The following is a 19,451-nucleotide window of genomic DNA, read 5'->3' as shown; positions in this document are numbered from 1 at the left end:
CACACCGACGAGATCCTGCGCGAGGTGCTCGGCTTCGACGAACGCCGCATCGGCGAGGTTCGCGACAGCGGCGCGCTCGGTGCGGCGCGCAAGCCGCTGACCACCGAATAGGACAGGTGGCGGTCCTCTCCGAAAAGGACAAACGCAGTGGTCTGACAGCGCGACACCGGCGACGCGTTGCACGAGGCTGCCGCCCCCGAACATCCATCCGAGCTCGCCTTCAAGACGTGAGCCGACCAGTTTGAAAAGGAGGAAAGGCCATGACCGCAGTCATCGATCCGCTCCACACCGAGCGCCCAACGGATGTCGTCCGCCGCCTTCTCGACACCGCCAAGGCCGAGGGCCGCAACGCGCTGACCGCGCCGGAAGCCAAGCAACTCTGCGATGTGTACGGCATTCCAGTGCCGAAGGAGGGCTTGGCGACGAGCGCCGACGAAGCCGTCACCCTCGCCGAGGGCATGGGTTTCCCGGTGGTCATGAAAATCGTGTCGCCGCAGATCCTGCACAAGACGGAAGCCGGCGGCGTTCTGGTTGATCTCCGGAACGCCGATGCCGTCCGCCAAGGCTTCAGGACCATCATGGCGAACGCCAGCGCCTATGACCCCGGGGCGGAGTTGATCGGTGTGCAGGTTCAGCAGATGCTGCAAGGAGGCGTGGAGGTGATCGTCGGTTCCATCACCGACCCGAGTTTCGGCAAGCTGGTGGCCTTCGGCCTCGGTGGCGTGCTGGTCGAGGTGCTGAAGGACATCACCTTCCGCCTCGCCCCGGTCAGCCGCGAGGAAGCCCTGTCGATGCTCGACGGCATCCAAGCCGCGGAGATGCTGAAGGGCGTGCGCGGCGGCAAGGCGGTCGACCACGAGGCGCTCGCCGATGTGATCGTCAACGTCTCGCGCCTCGTCAACGAGGTGCCGGAGATCGTCGAACTCGACCTCAACCCGGTCTTCGCACGCGAGAACGGAGCCACCGCCGCCGATGTGCGCGTGGTCCTGGATTTCGCGGCCAGGACGCCGCGCTACCGCCCGTCGCAGGAGCAGATCGTCCGGCAGATGAACCGGATCATGAAGCCCGAGGCGGTGGCCGTCATCGGCGCCTCGGCCGAGGATGGGAAGATCGGCAACTCGGTGATGAAGAACCTCATCAATGGTGGCTACAAGGGCCAGATCTATCCGATCCATCCGAAGGCCGACAACATCCTCGGCTACAGGGCCTACAAGAGCGTCAAGGACGTGCCGGGCGACATCGATGTGGCGGTGTTCGCCATTCCGGCCAAATTCGTCGCCCAGGCGTTGGGTGAGGTCGGTGAGAAGAGGATCCCCGGCGCCGTGCTGATTCCCTCGGGCTTCGCCGAGACCGGCAACGTCGAAGGGCAGGAGGAGATCGTCGCCATCGCGCGCAAGCACGACGTGCGGCTGATGGGGCCGAACATCTACGGTTTCTACTACACGCCGAAGAACCTGTGCGCCACCTTCTGCACGCCCTACGACGTGAAGGGCAAGGCGGCGCTGTCGTCGCAATCGGGCGGCATCGGCATGGCGATCATCGGCTTCAGCCGCTCCGCCAAGATGGGCGTTTCGGCGATCGTCGGACTCGGCAACAAGTCGGACATCGATGAGGACGACCTGCTGTACTTCTTCGAACAGGACGACAACACCCAGGTCGTCGCCATGCACTGCGAGGACCTGAAGGACGGCCGTGCCTTCGCGGAGGCCGCCAAGCAGGTTTCGAAGAAGAAGCCGGTGGTCGTGCTGAAGGCCGGGCGCACAGCCCTTGGCGCGCGGGCGGCCAGTTCCCACACCGGCGCGCTCGCCGGCAACGACAGGATTTACGAAGACGTGCTGCGGCAGTCGGGCGTGGTCCGGGCGCGCAGTCTGCAGGACCTGCTGCAATTCGCCCGTGGAATCCCGGTGCTGCCGACGCCGAAGGGCGAGAACGTCGTGATCATCACCGGTGCCGGCGGATCGGGTGTGCTGTTGTCGGACGCCTGCGTGGACAATGGCTTGTCGCTGATGGCGATGCCGCCGGACCTCGACGCCGCCTTCCGCAAATTCATCCCGCCTTTCGGCGCCGCCGGCAATCCTGTGGACATCACGGGTGGCGAACCGCCGTCGACCTACAAGAACACCATCCGGCTCGGCCTGGAGGATGACCGCATCCACGCGTTGATCCTGGGCTACTGGCACACGATCATCACGCCGCCAATGGTGTTCGCCAAGCTCGTTGTCGAGGTGAAGGAGGAGATGAAGGCGAAGGGCATCGAGAAGCCCATCGTCGCTTCGCTGGCCGGCGACGTCCAGGTGGAGGAGGCCGCGAGCCACCTGTATGACCACGGTGTCGTGGCTTACCCCTACACGACCGAGACGCCGGTTGCGGTGCTGGGCGCCAAGTACAAGTGGGCTCGCGCGGCCGGGCTGGTTTAGTAGCGTTTGGATCCCGGAATGGGCAATGATCCGCGTTCTGCTTGGCAGGGCGAGTGTGTTCATAGCGTAGATGCGAAAAACGGGGAGCTGGCGATGAGCAGGGAGCATCGCCAGCACAAAGGGCTGAACAACCGGTTCTGTTGCAGGTTTTGGCTCCCGCCTGAACTGCACCGGGTTTCCCGGAGGCCATTTGGCTTGAGTCACGCCGCCATGGCGACGTTCTCGGTTTGAGCGGTGCGGCAACGCGAGTACCTGAACAACATCGTTGAACAGGACCATCGGCGCATCAGGCCGCCGGTCCGGTCGGGGCTCGGGTCCAAGAGCTTCCGCGGAGCGCGTCGGACGACCACCGGTTACGAGATCATAGCCACGGTTCGCAAGGGCCAGGTCCGGGTTGTTTCGGTCAACGACATGCCAGCCCAGGCATCTTTCATCGTCAGCCTGTTCGGTCCTGCCGCCCGACGATACAGGCGCCGCAGCCCTCCGCGCCCGTCACCAAACTTTGCAACAGAACCTTCAGCGCTCCTCTCAGCGCCCTTTTGCGCCAGCGTCAGAGCGGGCGAGCACACCCATTTCCGCCACAGCTTGAGCCAGTGTCTGAGGCGAAACGGTACCTGCTGAGTCGGACATGGCCTGCGCTCACTCCGGCAACCCAGCCAGTCTCAGTCCCTCCGCAAACCGGGTGAGATCCTCGGGACGGTGGATCGGCAGCCACTTCCTGAGAGTGGAGACGCGCAAGGACGGGTCGAGCGCGCGCAATTGCTGCATCGTCTGCCGCGCGTCCTCCGTCCGCCCGGCGAGTGCGTGACTAGCCGCCGTCAGGGCGATGGCGACCAGGAGGCTGGGCAGGTTCCCCAACGCCTTGTCCGCCCAGGCCACGGCGCAATCGTAGCGCCCGGCGAAGAAATGCGCGAGCGCCGTCCCCGCCTGCATCCGGAACATCTCCGGGTCCAGCGGGCTCAGGCGGGCGGCATGGGCGAAATGCTCGCTCGCGCTTTCCGTTTCACCGCGGAAGGCGCGCAGGTAGCCGCCGAGGAACCAGGCGGGGGCGAAATTGGGGTTGAGCAGCACGGCCCGGTCGATGAGCGCGATGCCGCCATCGAGATCGCCGGCGAAGTGACCAAGCGCGTGCCCGGCTCTCGTCAGCGCGACCGCGTCGTCGCGGCCGAACTCCACCGCCAGCCGCGCCAGCCGCACCCCTTCGGCGATCTCCAGGGGGCGGTCGGTCATCCAACCGTTCACCTTGCGCCAGAGATGGCACCAGGCCGCCCCGCCATAGGCCGATGCGAATTCCGGGTCGAGTCCCGTCGCCTTGTGGAACAGGGGCAGCGCCGCGTCGATCGCCTCGCGGGTTCCGCTGTGCAGTTTCGCCATGCCGCGGAGATAGTAATCGTAGGCGTCCAGGCTTTCCGTCGGCTTGCGCTTGGCACGTTCGATCTCCGCTCGCTCGAGCTGCGGCGCAATCGCGCCGACGACGCTTTCGGCGATCCGGTCCTGCAGCTCGAAAAGGTCGTCGAGCATGCCTTCGAAGCGCTCGGCCCAGAGATGCGTACCGCTCGTCGCGTCGATGAGCTGCCCGGTGATGCGCACCCTGTTCCCGGCCTTGCGGACGCTGCCTTCGAGCACGTAACGGACGCCCAGCTCGCGGCCGACGTCCGTCACATCCACCGCCCGGCCCTTGTAGGCAAAGCTCGAGTTGCGCGCGATGACGAACAGCCAGCGGATGCGCGACAGGGCGGCGATGATGTCCTCCACCACGCCGTCGGCGAAATAGTCCTGCTCCGGGTCGCCGCTCAGGTTCTGGAACGGCAGCACGGTGATCGAGGGCTTGCCCGGCAGGACCGGCCCGGACGGGGTCTCCCCGATCGCGCCGACCTCGGCCGCCCCGGCTTCAATCGCGCCGACTTCGATCGCGCCGACGAAGCGGAACCCCTTGCGGGGGACCGTGCGGACCAGGCGCTGCGCCCCACCGCTGTCGCCGATGGCCTTGCGAACCGCGTTGATGTGGCTGGTGATGGTCGATTCGGAGACAGTCCGTCCGTTCCACACCGCCTCCAGCAGGTCGTCCTTGCTGACGACCCGGTCGCGGTTGCGGACGAGATGCAGCAGCAGGTCGAAGACCTGCGGGCCGACGCCCACGACCTGTCCGCTCAGGGTCAGTTCCCGGCGCTCCTGATCGAGCACACATTCTCCGAAACGGAACTGCAAGGCCTGCACCTCCCTGGATCGAGCGTCCTCGTCTCCCTGTCCGGGGCGACGGGTGAACGATGTGCGCCCTTGATAGCACGGCGCCGCGTTGCCGGCTGCACCGTTCGCGTCAAGGCACGCCGCGCCGTATGGCTTCCTTGGACGGAAATCCAAGCGTCCTTGGAGGGCAATTCAAGCCCGCCGCAAGGACTTCCCCGGCGCGCGCGGGCACTCTCCATTCCATCGACGGCGCTGGTTTCCGTCGAGAAGCGGAGAGCCCCCATGAAGATCGTCGTCATCGGAGGCACCGGCCTCATCGGATCGAAGCTGGTGCAGACCCTCCGCGAGCGCGGCCACGATGCGCTCGCAGCCGCGCCAAAGACGGGCGTGAACACCATCACCCGTGAGGGCTTGGCCCAGGCGATCGACGGAGCCGCTGTCGTCGTCGACGTGGCGAACGCCCCGGTTTGGGAGGACAAGGCCGTCCTCGACTTCTTCGAGACCTCGGGCCGCAATCTGCTCGCCGCCGAAGCGGCCGCCGGTGTCCGCCACCATGTCGCCCTTTCGATCGTCGGCAGCGAACGGCTTCCCGACAAAGGATACTTCCGGGCGAAGGTCGCCCAGGAAGGCCTCATCAAGGCGTCCGGCATTCCCCACACCATCCTGCGCGCCACGCAGTTCTTCGAATTCGTCGGCGGGATCGCGCAGTCGGCCACCGTCGGCGGGGAGATCCGCCTGTCGCCGGCGCTGATCCAACCGATCGCCTCCGATGACGTGGTGGCGGCCCTTGCCGAGGTCGCGCTCGCGTCGCCGGTCAACGGCACGCTCGAAGTCGCCGGTCCGGAGGCGATCCCACTCGACGAGCTGGTCCGGCGCTTCCTGCAGGCGACGAAGGACACGCGCAAGGTCGTGCCGGACATCCACGCGCGCTACTTCGGGGACGTTCTCAATGATCAATCGCTGACCCCCGGCCAGAACCCCCGCCTCGGCACCATCCGGTTCGAGGACTGGCTCGGCTGGCAAACCGCGCGCTGAGGGGCTTCGAACACACCCGGCGGCGGCCATGGGCCGGCGAAGCGGGAACCGCAATCAGTTGTTGTTAGGAAAGGCAAAGAACATGGCACGCTTGGCTTGGTACGAGGTTGCGCCCGACGGCGCGAAGGTTCTCTTCGGCGTCCATCATTACGTCACGAAGAGCACCAACCTGCCCGAGGAACTCATCCACCTCGTGTTCCTCAGGGTCTCGCAGATCAATGGCTGCGCTCACTGCATCGATCTGCACAGCCGCGACCTTCGGAAGACCATGTCGATCGACAAGGTCACGCTGGTGCCGGTGTGGGAGGAGGTCCCGCACCTGTTCTCCGACACGGAGCGCGCAGCCCTGGCCTGGGCCGAGGAGGTGACCCGCGTCAGCGAAACCCACGCGTCCGACGCCGCCTATGCGGCGGCAGCGGCGGCGTTCGAGCCGAAGGATCTGGTCGATCTCACCATCGCCATCGCTGCGATGAACGCCTTCAACCGGCTGGGTGCCCCTTTCCGTCTCCCGGTGGCCGCCAAGGCCTGAGCCGATGCGGATGGGAGCGGTGGCGACCGGCGGCGAGGCCGCCGGTGTCGGGCACCATGTCCTCCTGTCCATCGTCAACACCGACCGGAAGCCCGAAAACGGCTATTTCCGGGCAAAGGTTGAGCAGGAATGGCTGGTCGCGGCCTCCGGCATTCCCCACACCGTCGTTCGCGCCACCCGGTTCCCGGAATTCTTCGTCGCCGTCGCCGCCACCCACACGGGCGGCGACACGGTGCGGCTGGTTGGATCCGGGGAAGCTGCAGGTGATGCTGGCGGAGGCGCCACGCCAGTGGAGCCGGCTTTCCCCAAGCGAGCAGAATTCCGGCAATAAACATATATTCCTATTGCATCTTAATCGGCGCCAATACATTCATTTAAAATGAATGTTTAATCTGGCGGGGACCTCCTCGCCGCCACAATCCGAGCGGGGCAATTGGCCCCGCCAACCCCGGAGCCCATTCGCCAATGCCCCTCACTCAGCAGACCGTCGCGATCGTCAAGGCCACCGTTCCCATTCTCGCCGAGCATGGAACCATCGTCACGCGGACGATGTATCAAATCCTGTTTCGCGACCCCGAGGTCGCCGCGCTGTTCAACCAGTCGCATCAGGGCGAGGAAGGCGCACAAACCAAGGCGCTCGCCAACGCCATCCTCGCCTATGCCCGCAACATAGACAATCTCGGCACCTTGACGCCCATGGTTGAGCGCATCGCGCAAAAGCACGTCGGGCTGCAGATCCTTCCGGAGCATTATCCTCATGTCGCAGCCGCCCTCCTCGGAGCGATCCGCGAGGTGCTGGGCACCGCCGCGACGGAGGAGGTGCTGGATGCGTGGGGAGAGGCGTATTGGCATCTGGCCCGCATCCTGATGGGAAGGGAGGGGCGCATCTACGACGCCCTCGCCAATGAGAGCGGAGGGTGGAGCGGCTGGCGGGACTTCGTCGTCACGCGGCGGGTCAGGGAAAGCGGGACAATCACCTCCTTCCATCTGTCGCCGAGCGACGGCGGCCCAGTGATCCGACATCGGCCTGGGCAATACCTGACGTTCCTGCTTCCCCTGCCGGGACGTGCGCCGCTGCGCCGGAACTACAGCATCTCCGCCGGTCCCGACACCCTCGGCTATCGCATCTCCGTGAAGCGGGAGCCCCACGGCGCCGGTTCCAATTGGCTGCACGACCATGCCCAGGAAGGGACCGCGCTGAAGGTATCCCCGCCCGCCGGCGACTTCTTCCTGCCCGAACAGCCGGAACGGCCGGTCGTTCTGCTGAGCGGCGGCGTCGGGCTGACGCCCATGGTGAGCATGCTCGAGGCGATCGCCGCCGCTCCGACCACGGTGGAAGCGCATTACGTCCATGGCACCCTGAACAGTGTCACCCACGCCATGGACGAGCACATCCGCAGGCTGGCCGCGTCGCGGTCCGGCATCAGGGTGTCAACCTTCTACAGCGACCCGCTGCCCGGGGATCGGTCGGGCGTTTCCCATGACACGGCCGGCTTCATCACGGTCGAGTGGCTGCGGGCGAACACGCCGTTCCACGACGCCGACTTCTATCTGTGCGGCCCGAAGCCGTTCCTGAAGGCCTTCGTCGGCGGTCTCGCCCTCGCTGGCGTGCCGCGCACTCAGGTGCATTACGAGTTCTTCGGCCCCGCGGAGGATCTTGAGGCCGCTTGAACTGCCTGTCCCGGTCGCGAGCCCGGCTCCGCCTCCCCCCGTTCAGCCGCGGCATGGGGGAGGGGTGGCTGCGGCAGGCCGAGCAGGGACGCCATGCTGCGGCGATGGCGGACAATGTCGGCCAGCGTGTAGTCGTCAAGGACGGCCAGGAACGCCTGCAATGCCTCGTGCAGGGCGGTGCGCAGGTTGCAAGCCGGACTCAGCCGGCAGACGGAGGTGTCCTTCAGCGCGCCCATGCAGTCGACGATGGCCATGTCCTCCTCGGTGTAGCGGACGACGTCGCCGATCCGGATCTGCTCGGCCGGACGGCCCAGGCGCAGCCCGCCGTTCCGGCCCCTCACGGTTTCGACGTAGCCGCCCCGTCCGAGGTCATGCACGACCTTCATCAGGTGGTTTTTTGAAATGCCGTACACCTGTGCGATGTCGCTGATGGTCGGCAGCCCCTCCTGTCGCACGGCCAGGTACATGAGCACGCGCAGCGCATAATCCGTATAGCTCGACAAGCGCATCGCCAACCAAACCTGCATAGGGATTGCATCAATATAGCCAAGCGGCCTGGAGCTTGCAATCAACCGATCCGATCTGTCCGGATAGGAAGGAACCCAGCTCCGTCAGGGGGGCTTCAGCGGTCGCAGCCACGCGGGTTGCGGCATTCTGTCTCTGAAAAAATATTCATTTTTTTGAATCTTAAAGCGCGAAACATCATCCCATCCCAACCGATACCAGCGTTTCAGCCGGCCTGCTCCGGAGCCGACCCCGAGCCCATAGTCACTCAGGAGAATGTTTCATGGCTTTGCACTGCCTGACCCTGCACGTCGGCCTCGGGGGTTCCGTCAGCTTTCGCCCCGGCTTGATCAGTGCGGCGGTGCTGCCATAGAGAATCCCCTCCCTCTTGAAAAAGGTACATGCGCTGCCCGCACTACCACTCGATGGCGACGACCGAGCGTACGGGCTCGGTGCTGAGCCGGCTGCAGGTGCCAACCGACATCGTCATTCTGATAGTGCTCTGGAGGCTGCGCCTGAAGCTGAGCTTGCGGGATTTGGCCGAGGTCCTGCTGCTGCGAGGCTTTGTCTTCTCTCATGAGGCGGTGCGCGAATGGGAGGCCAAAATCGCCCCCTGCTCACCGATGCCTTGCGTCAGCGTCGTCGATGCAAGATCGGCCGGAGCTGGTACGTGGACGAGACCCACCTGAAGGTCGGCGGACGGCGGCGTTATCTGCACCGGGCCATCGACATTGATGGCGCCCTGTCGACGTCTGCCTCATTGAGCACCGCGACCAGGTCGCCGCTGAACGGTTCTTCCGCTCGGCCGTGGCGGTGACGGGCATTACACCGGAGGCGATCACCTCCGGCAAGCACGCCGCCTATCCCCCAAGCCTTCGCGGAAGTGTTCGGGAATGCCGTCGACCACCGCGCTTCCAAGGACAAAAACAACCATTTGGAGCAAGATCACCGTGGGATGAAAGGGCGGACACAGCCGATGCGCGACTGTCGGGCGATCAACTTCTGATCGTGGGACCGCGCTCCGAAGCGACCTGTCTGTCCGCCCCCGTCCGGTAGCGCGCCGGCGAGACCCCCATGATCCGCCGGAACGTGGCGCTGAAGGCGCTGTCCGACAGATAGCCGAGCGAGGCGGCGATGACGGAGACGGGTTCCTGCCCTTGCCGCAGCCGCGTCGCGGCGAGGCGCATGCGCCAGCGCAGCATGTAATCGATCGGGGGAACCCCCACGCGCTCCCGAAAGGCGGCGGCGAAGCTGGAGCGCGACTGCCCGGCGATGCCCGCCAGTTCCGCAAGCGTCCAGTTGCGGCAGGGCTCGGCGTGGATGGCGCCGAGGACCCGGCCGATCGAGGGATCCAGGCTGGCCGCCAGCCAGTTGGCGCCTTGCGGCGGCTGCTCACTCAGATGCGTCCGCAAGGCGTGGACGAACATTAAGCGCAGCAGGTCGTTGCAGGCGAGCTGAGACCCCACCGTCCCGCCGCGCCATTCCCGATCGAGCTGCTCCAGCAGCCAGCCGACCGGCGCGGCCCCCGGGGCTTCGCCGCGGATCATCAGCAGCCCCGGCAGCAGGTCGAACAGCAGTCCACCGTCCAGCCGGTCGAACCGCACGCTGCCGCCGAGGAACCGCACCTCGTTCCCGTCGCCGCCGGGCGTGCCACTTCCCGCGTTGACGCTGGCCTCACCGCCCGGCGCATGAAACACTTCCGCGGCCGGGACGGGGGGCAGGTCCGGCGCGCTCGCCAGGACGAAGCCACCGCGCACCACCACGAAGCAATCGCCGGCATCGAGGCGCTGCGGCGCTTCCGGCCCATCCGGCCGGATCCAGCAGGTGCCCGCTGTCACCACATTGAACTTGATGGCGTTCGGCGGCTGGAAGCGGATCGACCAGTCACCCCTGGCGGCGAGGCGCGCGGAGCACAGGGTCTGGGCCTGCATCAGGCGGAGCACATCCGACAGCACGTCGGCGGGCGCGTTCTGGACGATCACGACAGGATTCCGGACGTGGCTGAATGGATCATCCCGCGCATATAGGTGACAATGCCTTCCGACACCACACCCTGCGAAGAGGCCCTATGATATCCCCCGACCAGACACCCATCGGGTCCGGCTTCGGTCCCGCCACCACCGCCGCCGAGGCCGTCCGCGGCATTGATCTCCGCGGGCGGGTGGCGGTGGTCACCGGAGGCTATTCCGGCATCGGGTTGGAGACGACGCGCGCGCTCGCCGAGGCCGGCGCAATGGTCATCGTACCGGCCCGGGATCACGCCCGGGCGGCGGCGGCGCTGGCCGGCCTCGACCGCGTCGAGTTGGAGGCGCTTGACCTCGCGGACGCCGCCTCGGTTGCCGCCTTCGCCCAGCGCTTCCGCGAGACCGGGCGGCCGCTTTCGATCCTCGTCAACAGCGCCGGCATCATGGCGACGCCACTTTACCGCGACGCCGACGGGCGCGAGGGGCAGTTCGCGACGAATCATCTCGGCCATTTCCGGCTGACCCTGGCCTTGTGGCCGGCGCTGCTCGCGGCGGGACGCGATGCAAGTGGCGCGCGCGTCGTGTCAGTTTCGTCGCGTGGCCACCAGATCGCCGGAATCGACTTCGACGACCTCGATTTCGAACGGCGCCCGTATGACAAGTGGATCGCCTACGGCCAGTCCAAGACCGCCAACGCACTGTTCGCCGTGGCCCTGGATCGCCGCGGTCGGGAGCACGGGGTGCGTGCCTACGCGCTGCATCCGGGACAGATCCTCACCGATCTGAGCCGCCACCTGAGCGCCGAGGAGATCGCCGGTTTCGACGCCCTGGACGCGGAGGGGCGCCCGCGCATCGACCCGTCCCGCGGCATGAAGACCGTCGCGCAAGGGGCGGCCACCAGCGTCTGGTGCGCGACCAGCCCGCGGCTCGATGGCCTCGGTGGGGTCTATTGCGAGGATTGCGACGTCGCCCCGGTCCATAGCGCGGCGACGGGGCGGCGCGGCGTGCATCCCTGGGCCGCGGACGATGCGCTTGCCGAGCGGCTGTGGCGCGTCTCGGAGGCCCTGACCGGCGCCTCCCCGCCCTGATCCGTCACGGCGCCATCTGCCGGAACTGGCGCCGAAGCTCCTGCGGGGTCTGGCCGAGAACGCGCAGGAAGCTCTGGCACATGCGGTCCGGGTCGATGAAGCCGACGAGGCGGGCGATTTCCGCGAAGGTCTGCCGGCCGTCTTCCACCATCGTCCGCGCCGCCTCCACCCGCATCCGCTCCACGGCCTTGGCCGGCGTCATGCCGGTGGAGGTGGTGAAGGCGCGTCCGAACTGCCGCACGCTGAGATGCGCCACGTCGGCCAGCCGCTCCACCGAGAGATCCGCCGCCAGATTCTCCCGCGCGAAGCTCAGCGTGCGGCGGATGCGGTCGGACCCCGGATCGAAGTCGAGCAGGGAGGAATACTGGTACTGGCCGCCGGGGCGCCGGTAATAGACGACAAGCATGCAGGCAAGCGACCGCGCCGCTTCCTGGCCCAGATCCTCCTCGATCAGGGCGAGCGTCATGTCGATCCCCGCCGATAGGCCCGCTGATGTCCAGACACCGCCGTCGCAAGTGTGGATGCGGTCGCCGTCCACCCGCAGGTTCGGGTAGCGCGCCTGGAGCCGCGGCGCGTAGAACCAGTGGGTGGTCGCCGGCCGCCCGTCGAGGATGCCGCTCGCGGCGAGGATAAAGGCCCCCGTGCAGACGCTGGCGATCCTCCGGGTGCGGGGCGCCGCCGCCGCGATGGCCGCCGCAAGGGCCTTCACCGATGGCCCTTCCGGCGGTTCCGGCGCGCCGACCACGATGAGCGTGTCCGCCGGGCTGTCGGCGCAGGCTTCGGCGCCGGCTTCCGGCAAGGGGTCGGTGATGACCTCCAACCCGCAGGAACTGCGCACCGGACCGCCCGCGACCGAGGCAACGGAGAGTTGGTAGCGCTCCCCGCACAGCCGGTTGGCGAAGGAGAAGGCATCGAGCGGCCCACCGAGATCGAACCGAGATCGAGCAGCACGAAGCCCGGATGGACCAGGAAACGCACGTGACGGGTCATGTCCGAAATCCCGGGAATGACGCCCTTTGAGACATCATCGACGCGCGATAGCCTGCGGTCAACCGAGCGTCCCATGACCAACCCGCCTCGTGCCGAACCGCCCCTTTCAGACCCGGCGGACCCGGTCCGCCGCAAGCTCCTGGGCTTTGGAGCGGGTACCGCCCTGCTGGCGGCGCTGCCCATCCCACCGGCGGCCGCTCAGACCGCACCGGGGCCGACGCCCTCCTCCTCCCTCGACCGGAGTCCAACCATGAGCACCATCACCACCAAGGACGGCGTTTCGATCTTCTACAAGGATTGAGGTCCCCGCAGGGGGCAGCCCGTCGTCTTCCACCACGGCTGGCCGCTCAGCGCGGACGACTGGGACAGCCAGATGCTGTTCTTCGCGGACAAGGGCTATCGCGTGATCGCCCATGACCGCCGCGGCCATGGGCGTTCCGCGCAGGTCGGCGAGGGTCACGACATGGACCATTAAGGTCTACGAGCGTTTCCCGCACGGGATGTGCACGACCCACGCCGACGTGGTGAACCCCGATCTCCTGTCCTTCATCGCCGGCTGACGCCCGGCCCCCGATCCGAGGCGCATCCCATGAAGATCGTCATCATCGGCGGAACCGGTCTGATCGGTTCCAAGCTCGCCGCCCTCCTGCGTGACCACGGCCATGCGGTGGTCGCCGCGTCGCCCAGCACGGGGGTCGACACCATCACCGGCGTCGGCCTTGCCGACGCCCTCGCCGGCGCCGCGGTGGTGATCGACGTTGCCAACGCGCCCTCCTTCGAGGATCGGGCGGTGATGGACTTCTTCCAGACGTCCGGCCGCAACCTGCTCGCGGCGGAAGCCGCCGCTGGTGTCGGGCACCATGTCGTCCTGTCCATCGTCAACACCGACCGGATGCCCGACAACGGCTATTCCCGGGCCAAGGCGGAGCAGGAACGGCTGGTCGCCGCCTCCGGCATTTCCCACTCCATCGTCCGGGCCACCCAGTTCATGGAGTTCCTTGGGGCCATCGCCGCCACCCACGCAGACGGCGACACGGTGCGGCTGGCCACCGGTCTCTTCCAACCGATCGCCGCCGACGATGTGGCGGCCATCCTGGCCGAGACGGCGCTCGGCGCGCCGCGCAACGGCGTCATCGACATCGCCGGCCCGGACCGCGCGCCGTTCCCGGCGATCGTCGGCCGCTACATGGCGGCGGTCGGCGACGACCGCCGGGTGGTCGGCGACCCGGAGGCCCGTTACTTCGGCGGCCGCGTCGAGGAACTATCCCTGGTGCCGACCGGCGAGGCCCGCCTCGGCCGCATCGGCCTGGACGCCTGGCTCCGCCGGGCACCGCGCCGCTGATCCTGACCACCCATCCGGAGAATTCCCATGACTCGCCATGCCGGCGCGCTGACGCGCGTCCTGCTCTCCACCGCGGCCCTGGCCCTCGCCGCACTGCCGCCGTCCATCGCCCTGGCCGACCTGGCGGAAAGCCGGAACGCCAAGGTCACGCAGGTCTACGAGCACGCGCTGCCGGATGTCCCCGGCAAAAGCATCCGAGGCGTGCTGGTCGAATACGGCCCGGGCGGCTACTCGCCGTCCCACACCCACGCGAAATCGGCGCTCATCTACGCCACCGTGCTGGAGGGGGCGGTGCGCAGCCAGATCAACGGCGGCCCGGTCAGGACCTTCCAGGCCGGCGAGAATTTCACCAAGCTGCCGGGCGACCACCACAACGTCAGCGCCAACGCCAACGCCAGCGACAGCCAGCCGGCCAAGCTCCTTGCGGTCTTCGTGGTCGACACGGCGGAGACGGAGTTGACGACTCCCGACCGATAGTGATGCCCCCTCCCGGCCGCGAAGGACGGCTGGCTTATCGCAACCAATGGAGCGGCCTCGCAATGAACGCTCCCGACAAGGAAGGCCCCCATGACCCGCACCGTGCTCATCACCGACTGTTCGAGCGGCTTCGGCGAAGCAACTCCCTGTCTGTTCGCCGCCCGCGGCTGGAACGTCGTCGCCACCATGCGCTCGTCGGGGGCCGGCGGCGAATTCGCCGCGCTGGACCGTGTCCTGGTCACGCGGCTGGACGTCCAGGATCCGGCGAGCATCGAGGCGGCGGTCGCGGCGGCCATCGACCGCTTCGGCCGGATCGACGTGCTTGTGAACAACGCCGGTTTCGGCCTGTTCGGCGTGTTCGAATCCACACCGCGCGAGAAGGTTCTGGGCCTCTTTGCCGTGAGTGAGTTCAACCATGGCATCCATCCTTTCCGAGGTATTCCCGGGGGCTTTGGCCGTCCCGGACCGCGATGTCAGGATGGGTGCGGGGGCGTCGGTTGAAAATTCGGGAAAGACTGGAAAGCTTATCCAGTGTGAGTGGATAATCGTGGCGAACCAGGGCGGCGGCGGTGCGCGTGGACCGGCTGACGAGCCTGACGGCCTTTGTGCGGGTGGTGGAGTGCGGCGGCTTCTCCGCGGCGGCTGAACCTGTCCGTCACCATGGTGAGCAACCATGTCCAGGCGCTGGAGGACCGGTTGGCGCTCCGCCTGCTGAACCGGACCACGCGGCGGGTCAGCCTGACCGACGCCGGCCGCCCCTATTACGACCGCTGCGTCACCATCCGCGCCGATCTGGAAGCCGCGGACGAGCTGGCGGTGGCGCTGAACGCGACGCCGCGGGGAACCCTGCGCCTGCACATCGGCACGCACCTCGCCCGCTTCATCGCGCCGGTGATCGGCGACTTCGTCACGCGCTACCCGGCAATTTCGGTGGAACTGACCATCGGCGAGGCTTCGGTGGACATCGTGGACGAAGGATTCGACCTCGCGGTGCACCCGTTGCAGCCGCAGAACACCAGCCTGATCTGCCGGCGGCTGACGCCCTGGCGGCACGTGTTGTGCGCGGCGCCGGCCTATCTGGAAAAGCACGGCATTTCCCAAAACCTGGAGGATCTGGCGAACCATAATTGCCTGCGCTACAGCCATTATCCGTTCGGCAATGAGTGGCGTTTCATCGGACCGGACCAGTCGGGCGTGTCGGCACGGGTGTCCGGCAATCTGCTGACCAACAGCGCGGAAACCCTGCTGCGGGTCGCTTTGAGCGGCGAGGGGCTGCTGCTGCTCCCCAGCTTTATCGTACTGGACGATTTGCGCAGCGGAGCCCTGTGCCGGCTGCTGCCGGACCACCGGCCGGTGGAGTTCGCCATCAACGCCATCTATCCGCACCGGGATCACCTGTCCACCAAGGTGAGAACCTTCATCGACCTGTTGGCCGTGCATTTCGCCCGGCATCGCGAATGGCTGAACCCCTTCGACCCCACCTCTGCACGATCGGAAGCCGGGCCCGACGGGTTGACCCTGCGTCAGGACTGAACAGCCTTAAAAGGCGCCATCAGCACTCGGCCACCAAAACACTGATAAAATTAGTCAGCGTTTTTGCTTGCGCGACTGAACACTGACGGATATTGTCCGCGTTATCGGATGGCGGCCGGATCACGGCGATCAGCAGGGACCGAATGCCCGCTGCCGCCTTTCGCCACTCACCGGCTGCTCAATCAGGCAACGGATGCCCGTCGGACAGGAGAGGGACTCATGAAAATCGTCGTCATCGGTGGAACGGGACTGATCGGTTCCAAGCTTGTCGCCACCCTGAGCGCCAGCGGCCATGAGGTCGTGGCCGCTTCGCCCAGCAAGGGCGTGAACACCATCACCGGCGAAGGATTGGCCGGTGCGCTGGACGGCGCTGCGGTCGTCGTCGACGTGTCCAATGCCCCGTCCTTCGACGAAAGGGTCGTGACCGACTTCTTCCGGACCTCCGGCGGCAATCTGGCCGCGGCCGAGGCGAAGTCCGGTGTCCGCCACCATGTCGCCCTGTCGATCGTCGGGACCGACCGCGTCGCCGACCTTGGCTATTTCCGTGCCAAGGTGGAACAGGAACGGCTGATCGCGCAGTCCGGCATTTCCTACACCATTGTCCGCGCCACCCAGTTCCTGGAATTCCTCGCCGGCATCGCCGACGGCCATGCCGACGGCGACACGGTGCGGCTGGCGCCGGTGCAGTTCCAGCCGATTGCCGCGGACGATGTGGCGGCCATTCTGGCAGAGACCGCCCTGGCGCAGCCGCTCAACGGCCTCATCGACATTGCCGGTCCGGACCGCGGCCCCTTCGCCGACATCGTCGGCCGTTATCTGACGGCGGTGGGCGACCGCCGCACCGCTGTCAGCGATCCGGCAGCCCGCTATTTCGGCGGCCGCGTCACCAAGTTTTCCCTGGTCCCCACCGGCCCGGCCCGCCTCGGCCAGATCAACCTGACTGACTGGCTCAATCGGTCCAAGGCCGGCGTCTGATCGACTTTCCGCCGCAGGGCGTCGTTAACCGGCGTCCAATCAAAGCCATCGATTGCCGAAGGAGCAGAACCATGAAACGCTTTCTCGCCCCCTTGCTGGTCGCGACCCTGCCGTTCGCCACGGCTCTCGCGGATACTCCCCAGTCGAAAAATGCCAAGGTGACTTTGGTCTACGAACACGCACTGCCCGACGTGCCCGGCAAGAGCGTCAAGGGCGTGCTGGTCGAATATGGTCCGGGCGGCTCTTCACCTGCCCATACCCATGCGAAGTCGGCGCTCATCTACGCCACCGTGCTGGAAGGGGCGATCCGCAGCAAGGTCAATGACGGCCCGGCCAAAACCTATCGTGTCGGCGAGAACTTCACCGAACTGCCGGGCGACCATCATGGGGTCAGCGCCAACGCCAGCGACACCAAGCCGGCGAAACTCCTTGCGGTCTTCATCGTCGACACCGCCGATACGGAGTTGACCACGCCGGACAAGAAGTGACGGAGACGTTGCGGAACAGGGACGGCTTGCACTTTGAAACGCGGATTATTAATGTCCCCGTTCCCCTGTTTTCTAGCGGAACCGGCCATGGCACATCTCACCGTCAGCGTTGAGTACGGCATTCACTGCCTCCTCTGGCTGGTCTCATCGGGCAACCAGCCACTGAGCAGCCGTGACCTGGCCGAACTGCAGGGCATTTCACCGTCGTTTCTGGCCAAGATTTTCCCGAAGCTTGAAAAGGCCGGACTCGTCATGGCCAGCGAAGGCGTGCGCGGCGGCTATCGGCTCGCCAAAGCGCCGGAAGACATCACCTTTCTGGACATTGTCGATGCGATCGAAGGCGACAAGCCGCTTTTCGATTGCCAGGAAATCCGCGGTCGCTGTGCAGTGTTCGGCCAGCGACCGCCCTCCTGGGCGACATCCGGTGTCTGTGCGGTCCATGCGGTGATGATTCGCGCGGAAAAGGCGATGCGGGCCGTACTGGCCCAAGAGACGCTTGCCAATGTTGCCAACACATTCGGCCGGAAGGCCCCGGCAGAGTTCTCCGACGAAATCGCCAACTGGATCCAGGAGCGGTTCAGCGCCCGGACCACAGCACGCACATCGCGATCCAGCTGAAACGCCCCTCAATCCGGAAGCGAAGGGCGGCACGTCAGGCATCAAGCCCGGATCCGCCGAAGAGACCGGGCCGCCCATATACATTTATATAAAATGAATATTTTCAGCCTGCCATTGATCTTCGTTCTGCAATGCAGTCTGCTTATTATCCGCTTCAGCGTCCGATATGCGTCCCATAAGGCATCAGGCGCCTAGGGCCCACTTCGAACGCGGACTGATGCGACAATCTGTCCATTCATAAAGATGCATTTTTCTTGCATGTTATTGCCATGGCATCGCGCGATTGGCGCCAACGGCGACGCGCTCGATCCGCCGGACATCCACTCACGCTGAAGACGCCGTCGGTCATCGTCGATCGGGCGCGCCAGCGCACCGGAGCCAAGGAGCTCACATCATGAAGCCTCTCATCCTCACCACGCATCACACGCCGCGCGACCTCAGTGACCGCATCGCCCTGGGCTTCACCAAGGCGCTGCGCCTGCTGGCCGACACCTTCTTCGCCAAACGCTACGGGCATCGCGCCATCGTGCTGGAAACGGTGGCGGCGGTTCCCGGAATGGTCGGAGCCACACTGCAGCACCTGCGCTGCCTGCGCCGCATGCAGCACGACCAGGGCTGGATTCACACCCTGCTCGACGAGGCGGAGAACGAACGCATGCACCTCATGACCTTCATCGAGGTGGCGAAACCGAACTGGCTGGAACGCGTCCTGATCCTGCTGACCCAGGGTGCCTTCTACAACGCCTTCTTCCTGCTGTACCTGATCTCGCCGAAGACGGCCCACCGCGTGGTCGGCTATTTCGAAGAGGAAGCGGTGGTCAGCTACACCGGCTATCTCGCCGAGATCGACGCCGGCCGGCACGCAAACCCGCCGGCCCCGCGCCTCGCCATCAATTATTGGAAGCTTCCGGAAACCGCGACCTTGCGCGATGTCGTACTCGCCGTCCGCAACGACGAGGCCAACCATCGCGACGTGAACCACGGCTTCGCCGACACGCTGGCGGGCCAGCCGTCCGCCGACGTGGACCGCCGCGACGAGTCGCGCAAGGCTGCTTGACCGGGAAGGAGCCATTGACCATGAACGCCGCACCCCACCGCACGCACCGGGACATCGTCATCGCCGAACGCGTCGCCGCAACCGGCATCGACGAAGCGATGATCCGGACGCTCGTCCATGCCTTCTACGGAAAGGTTCGAGCCGACGCGACGCTGGGGCCGGTGTTCGACCGGACCATCACCGACTGGGAGCCGCATCTGCGCACCATGGAGGATTTTTGGTCGTCGGTCGCCCTGCTTTCGGGCCGCTACCACGGCCGTCCGATGCCGGTGCATGCCAACCTAGACATCGGGCCGGCGCAGTTTGACCGTTGGCTGCCGCTGTTCTCCGACACCGCCGCCGAGGTCTGCCCGCCCGCCGCCGCCGCTTTTTTCACCGACCGCGCGCGCAACATCGCGCGCAGCCTGCTCACTCTCACAGGGCTTTATTGGAGTTGTGACAAAAGCAAGCAAAATACAAAAAAACAGGGCGTTGCCCTTTCTTCAAATTCTTGACGACCGTCAAGTAATCGGGGCGTGAAATCCGGGATGTTGGCTTCAGAAGCAACACTCGCCCTGGATTGCATCATGAAAACCA

Annotated in this window: 22 protein-coding genes and 3 pseudogenes; 20 read left to right on the top strand and 5 right to left on the bottom strand. The window is 66.2% G+C overall.

Features of this window, described 5'->3' with window-relative positions; genetic code table 11:
• The first annotated feature begins 260 nt into the window (after positions 1-260).
• Positions 261-2,417 (top strand): acetate--CoA ligase family protein, encoded by a 2,157-nt coding sequence (locus Q4I23_RS18475; protein WP_498527148.1) that lies wholly within the window; start codon positions 261-263, stop codon positions 2,415-2,417.
• A 234-nt stretch (positions 2,418-2,651) separates the two neighbouring features.
• Positions 2,652-2,754 (top strand): annotated as a pseudogene (locus Q4I23_RS18470) (IS6 family transposase); the annotation flags it as partial.
• Positions 2,755-3,056: 302 nt separating this feature from the next.
• Here the strand turns inward: Q4I23_RS18470 and Q4I23_RS18465 are convergent.
• A complete protein-coding gene (locus tag Q4I23_RS18465; protein WP_498527147.1) occupies positions 3,057-4,634 on the bottom strand; it encodes a winged helix-turn-helix domain-containing protein in 1,578 nt (525 codons plus the stop codon).
• Between the two features lie 252 nt (positions 4,635-4,886).
• On the opposite strand from Q4I23_RS18465, the gene Q4I23_RS18460 reads away from it, so the two are divergent.
• From Q4I23_RS18460 to hmpA, 4 genes are all read left to right on the top strand, one after another.
• Positions 4,887-5,639, top strand: coding sequence for an SDR family oxidoreductase (locus tag Q4I23_RS18460; protein WP_498527146.1), 753 nt, complete (start codon positions 4,887-4,889; stop codon positions 5,637-5,639).
• An 82-nt stretch (positions 5,640-5,721) separates the two neighbouring features.
• Positions 5,722-6,168 (top strand): carboxymuconolactone decarboxylase family protein, encoded by a 447-nt coding sequence (locus Q4I23_RS18455; protein WP_454019481.1) that lies wholly within the window; start codon positions 5,722-5,724, stop codon positions 6,166-6,168.
• Between the two features lie 19 nt (positions 6,169-6,187).
• A complete protein-coding gene (locus Q4I23_RS18450; RefSeq protein WP_498527145.1) occupies positions 6,188-6,499 on the top strand; it encodes a hypothetical protein in 312 nt (103 codons plus the stop codon).
• Between the two features lie 134 nt (positions 6,500-6,633).
• On the top strand, positions 6,634-7,839 hold the full coding sequence (gene hmpA, locus Q4I23_RS18445) for an NO-inducible flavohemoprotein (RefSeq protein WP_498527144.1): 1,206 nt from the start codon (positions 6,634-6,636) through the stop codon (positions 7,837-7,839).
• On the opposite strand, the gene Q4I23_RS18440 is transcribed toward hmpA, so the two are convergent.
• Positions 7,797-8,348, bottom strand: a complete 552-nt coding sequence (locus Q4I23_RS18440; RefSeq protein ID WP_498527150.1) for an Rrf2 family transcriptional regulator — start codon at positions 8,346-8,348, stop codon at positions 7,797-7,799. The two genes, hmpA and Q4I23_RS18440, sit on opposite strands and share 43 nt — an antisense overlap.
• A 420-nt stretch (positions 8,349-8,768) precedes the next feature.
• Between Q4I23_RS18440 and Q4I23_RS18435 the strand changes: the two genes are divergently transcribed.
• Complete coding sequence (locus Q4I23_RS18435) at positions 8,769-9,032, top strand: hypothetical protein (protein ID WP_498527151.1); 264 nt, start codon at positions 8,769-8,771, stop codon at positions 9,030-9,032.
• A complete protein-coding gene (locus tag Q4I23_RS18430) occupies positions 8,936-9,160 on the top strand; it encodes a DDE-type integrase/transposase/recombinase (protein ID WP_498527143.1) in 225 nt (74 codons plus the stop codon). The genes Q4I23_RS18435 and Q4I23_RS18430 overlap by 97 nt, the downstream gene beginning before the upstream one ends.
• Positions 9,161-9,338: 178 nt before the next feature.
• On the opposite strand, the gene Q4I23_RS18425 is transcribed toward Q4I23_RS18430, so the two are convergent.
• Entirely contained in the window at positions 9,339-10,325 is a 987-nt protein-coding gene (locus Q4I23_RS18425) for an AraC family transcriptional regulator (protein ID WP_498527142.1), read from the bottom strand.
• An 86-nt stretch (positions 10,326-10,411) separates the two neighbouring features.
• On the opposite strand from Q4I23_RS18425, the gene Q4I23_RS18420 reads away from it, so the two are divergent.
• Positions 10,412-11,395, top strand: coding sequence for an oxidoreductase (locus Q4I23_RS18420; RefSeq protein WP_498527141.1), 984 nt, complete (start codon positions 10,412-10,414; stop codon positions 11,393-11,395).
• Between the two features lie 4 nt (positions 11,396-11,399).
• On the opposite strand, the gene Q4I23_RS18415 is transcribed toward Q4I23_RS18420, so the two are convergent.
• Positions 11,400-11,801, bottom strand: coding sequence for a helix-turn-helix domain-containing protein (locus tag Q4I23_RS18415; RefSeq protein ID WP_498527149.1), 402 nt, complete (start codon positions 11,799-11,801; stop codon positions 11,400-11,402).
• 48 nt (positions 11,802-11,849) lie between these two features.
• Positions 11,850-12,290, bottom strand: a pseudogene (locus Q4I23_RS18410) (DJ-1/PfpI family protein); the annotation flags it as partial.
• 168 nt (positions 12,291-12,458) lie between these two features.
• Between Q4I23_RS18410 and Q4I23_RS18405 the strand changes: the two are divergent.
• From Q4I23_RS18405 to Q4I23_RS18355, 11 genes and pseudogenes are all read left to right on the top strand, one after another.
• Positions 12,459-12,686 carry a hypothetical protein gene (locus tag Q4I23_RS18405; protein WP_498527140.1) on the top strand — a complete coding sequence of 76 codons (228 nt, stop codon included), beginning with the start codon at positions 12,459-12,461 and terminating at the stop codon, positions 12,684-12,686.
• A gap of 30 nt (positions 12,687-12,716) precedes the next feature.
• Positions 12,717-12,860 (top strand): annotated as a pseudogene (locus Q4I23_RS18400) (alpha/beta fold hydrolase); the annotation flags it as partial.
• 114 nt (positions 12,861-12,974) lie between these two features.
• Entirely contained in the window at positions 12,975-13,727 is a 753-nt protein-coding gene (locus Q4I23_RS18395; RefSeq protein WP_498527139.1) for an SDR family oxidoreductase, read from the top strand.
• 27 nt (positions 13,728-13,754) lie between these two features.
• Complete coding sequence (locus tag Q4I23_RS18390; RefSeq protein ID WP_498527138.1) at positions 13,755-14,204, top strand: cupin domain-containing protein; 450 nt, start codon at positions 13,755-13,757, stop codon at positions 14,202-14,204.
• 90 nt (positions 14,205-14,294) lie between these two features.
• Complete coding sequence (locus Q4I23_RS18385) at positions 14,295-14,705, top strand: SDR family NAD(P)-dependent oxidoreductase (RefSeq protein WP_498527137.1); 411 nt, start codon at positions 14,295-14,297, stop codon at positions 14,703-14,705.
• 102 nt (positions 14,706-14,807) lie between these two features.
• Complete coding sequence (locus tag Q4I23_RS18380; protein WP_498527136.1) at positions 14,808-15,737, top strand: LysR family transcriptional regulator; 930 nt, start codon at positions 14,808-14,810, stop codon at positions 15,735-15,737.
• A gap of 219 nt (positions 15,738-15,956) precedes the next feature.
• The gene (locus Q4I23_RS18375) at positions 15,957-16,712 is read left to right on the top strand and encodes an SDR family oxidoreductase (RefSeq protein WP_498527135.1); all 756 of its coding nucleotides are present in this window, start codon (positions 15,957-15,959) and stop codon (positions 16,710-16,712) included.
• A 71-nt stretch (positions 16,713-16,783) separates the two neighbouring features.
• Positions 16,784-17,200, top strand: coding sequence for a cupin domain-containing protein (locus Q4I23_RS18370; protein ID WP_454019469.1), 417 nt, complete (start codon positions 16,784-16,786; stop codon positions 17,198-17,200).
• 87 nt (positions 17,201-17,287) lie between these two features.
• Positions 17,288-17,818, top strand: coding sequence for an RrF2 family transcriptional regulator (locus Q4I23_RS18365; protein WP_237907079.1), 531 nt, complete (start codon positions 17,288-17,290; stop codon positions 17,816-17,818).
• 394 nt (positions 17,819-18,212) lie between these two features.
• Positions 18,213-18,875 (top strand): alternative oxidase, encoded by a 663-nt coding sequence (locus tag Q4I23_RS18360; protein WP_498527134.1) that lies wholly within the window; start codon positions 18,213-18,215, stop codon positions 18,873-18,875.
• 20 nt (positions 18,876-18,895) lie between these two features.
• Positions 18,896-19,369 (top strand): group III truncated hemoglobin, encoded by a 474-nt coding sequence (locus Q4I23_RS18355; RefSeq protein ID WP_498527133.1) that lies wholly within the window; start codon positions 18,896-18,898, stop codon positions 19,367-19,369.
• Positions 19,370-19,451: the final 82 nt, after the last annotated feature.

The organism is Azospirillum sp. UFLA03-27, from assembly GCF_059803775.1.
This window is presented reverse-complemented; position numbering and strand designations above follow the sequence as displayed.

Bases quoted from the DNA above. Each gene is read 5' to 3' on its own strand.
- Q4I23_RS18430 (WP_498527143.1), top strand. From the start codon at position 8,936: ATGGGAGGCCAAAATCGCCCCCTGCTCACCGATGCCTTGCGTCAGCGT.
- Q4I23_RS18355 (WP_498527133.1), top strand. From the start codon at position 18,896: ATGAACGCCGCACCCCACCGCACGCACCGGGACATCGTCATCGCCGAA.
- Q4I23_RS18370 (WP_454019469.1), top strand. From the start codon at position 16,784: ATGAAACGCTTTCTCGCCCCCTTGCTGGTCGCGACCCTGCCGTTCGCC.
- Q4I23_RS18415 (WP_498527149.1), bottom strand. From the start codon at position 11,801: ATGCTTGTCGTCTATTACCGGCGCCCCGGCGGCCAGTACCAGTATTCC.
- Q4I23_RS18375 (WP_498527135.1), top strand. From the start codon at position 15,957: ATGAAAATCGTCGTCATCGGTGGAACGGGACTGATCGGTTCCAAGCTT.
- Q4I23_RS18455 (WP_454019481.1), top strand. From the start codon at position 5,722: ATGGCACGCTTGGCTTGGTACGAGGTTGCGCCCGACGGCGCGAAGGTT.
- hmpA (WP_498527144.1), top strand. From the start codon at position 6,634: ATGCCCCTCACTCAGCAGACCGTCGCGATCGTCAAGGCCACCGTTCCC.
- Q4I23_RS18390 (WP_498527138.1), top strand. From the start codon at position 13,755: ATGACTCGCCATGCCGGCGCGCTGACGCGCGTCCTGCTCTCCACCGCG.
- Q4I23_RS18440 (WP_498527150.1), bottom strand. From the start codon at position 8,348: ATGCGCTTGTCGAGCTATACGGATTATGCGCTGCGCGTGCTCATGTAC.
- Q4I23_RS18460 (WP_498527146.1), top strand. From the start codon at position 4,887: ATGAAGATCGTCGTCATCGGAGGCACCGGCCTCATCGGATCGAAGCTG.
- Q4I23_RS18385 (WP_498527137.1), top strand. From the start codon at position 14,295: ATGACCCGCACCGTGCTCATCACCGACTGTTCGAGCGGCTTCGGCGAA.
- Q4I23_RS18360 (WP_498527134.1), top strand. From the start codon at position 18,213: ATGAAGCCTCTCATCCTCACCACGCATCACACGCCGCGCGACCTCAGT.
- Q4I23_RS18395 (WP_498527139.1), top strand. From the start codon at position 12,975: ATGAAGATCGTCATCATCGGCGGAACCGGTCTGATCGGTTCCAAGCTC.
- Q4I23_RS18435 (WP_498527151.1), top strand. From the start codon at position 8,769: ATGGCGACGACCGAGCGTACGGGCTCGGTGCTGAGCCGGCTGCAGGTG.
- Q4I23_RS18475 (WP_498527148.1), top strand. From the start codon at position 261: ATGACCGCAGTCATCGATCCGCTCCACACCGAGCGCCCAACGGATGTC.
- Q4I23_RS18365 (WP_237907079.1), top strand. From the start codon at position 17,288: ATGGCACATCTCACCGTCAGCGTTGAGTACGGCATTCACTGCCTCCTC.
- Q4I23_RS18420 (WP_498527141.1), top strand. From the start codon at position 10,412: ATGATATCCCCCGACCAGACACCCATCGGGTCCGGCTTCGGTCCCGCC.
- Q4I23_RS18405 (WP_498527140.1), top strand. From the start codon at position 12,459: ATGACCAACCCGCCTCGTGCCGAACCGCCCCTTTCAGACCCGGCGGAC.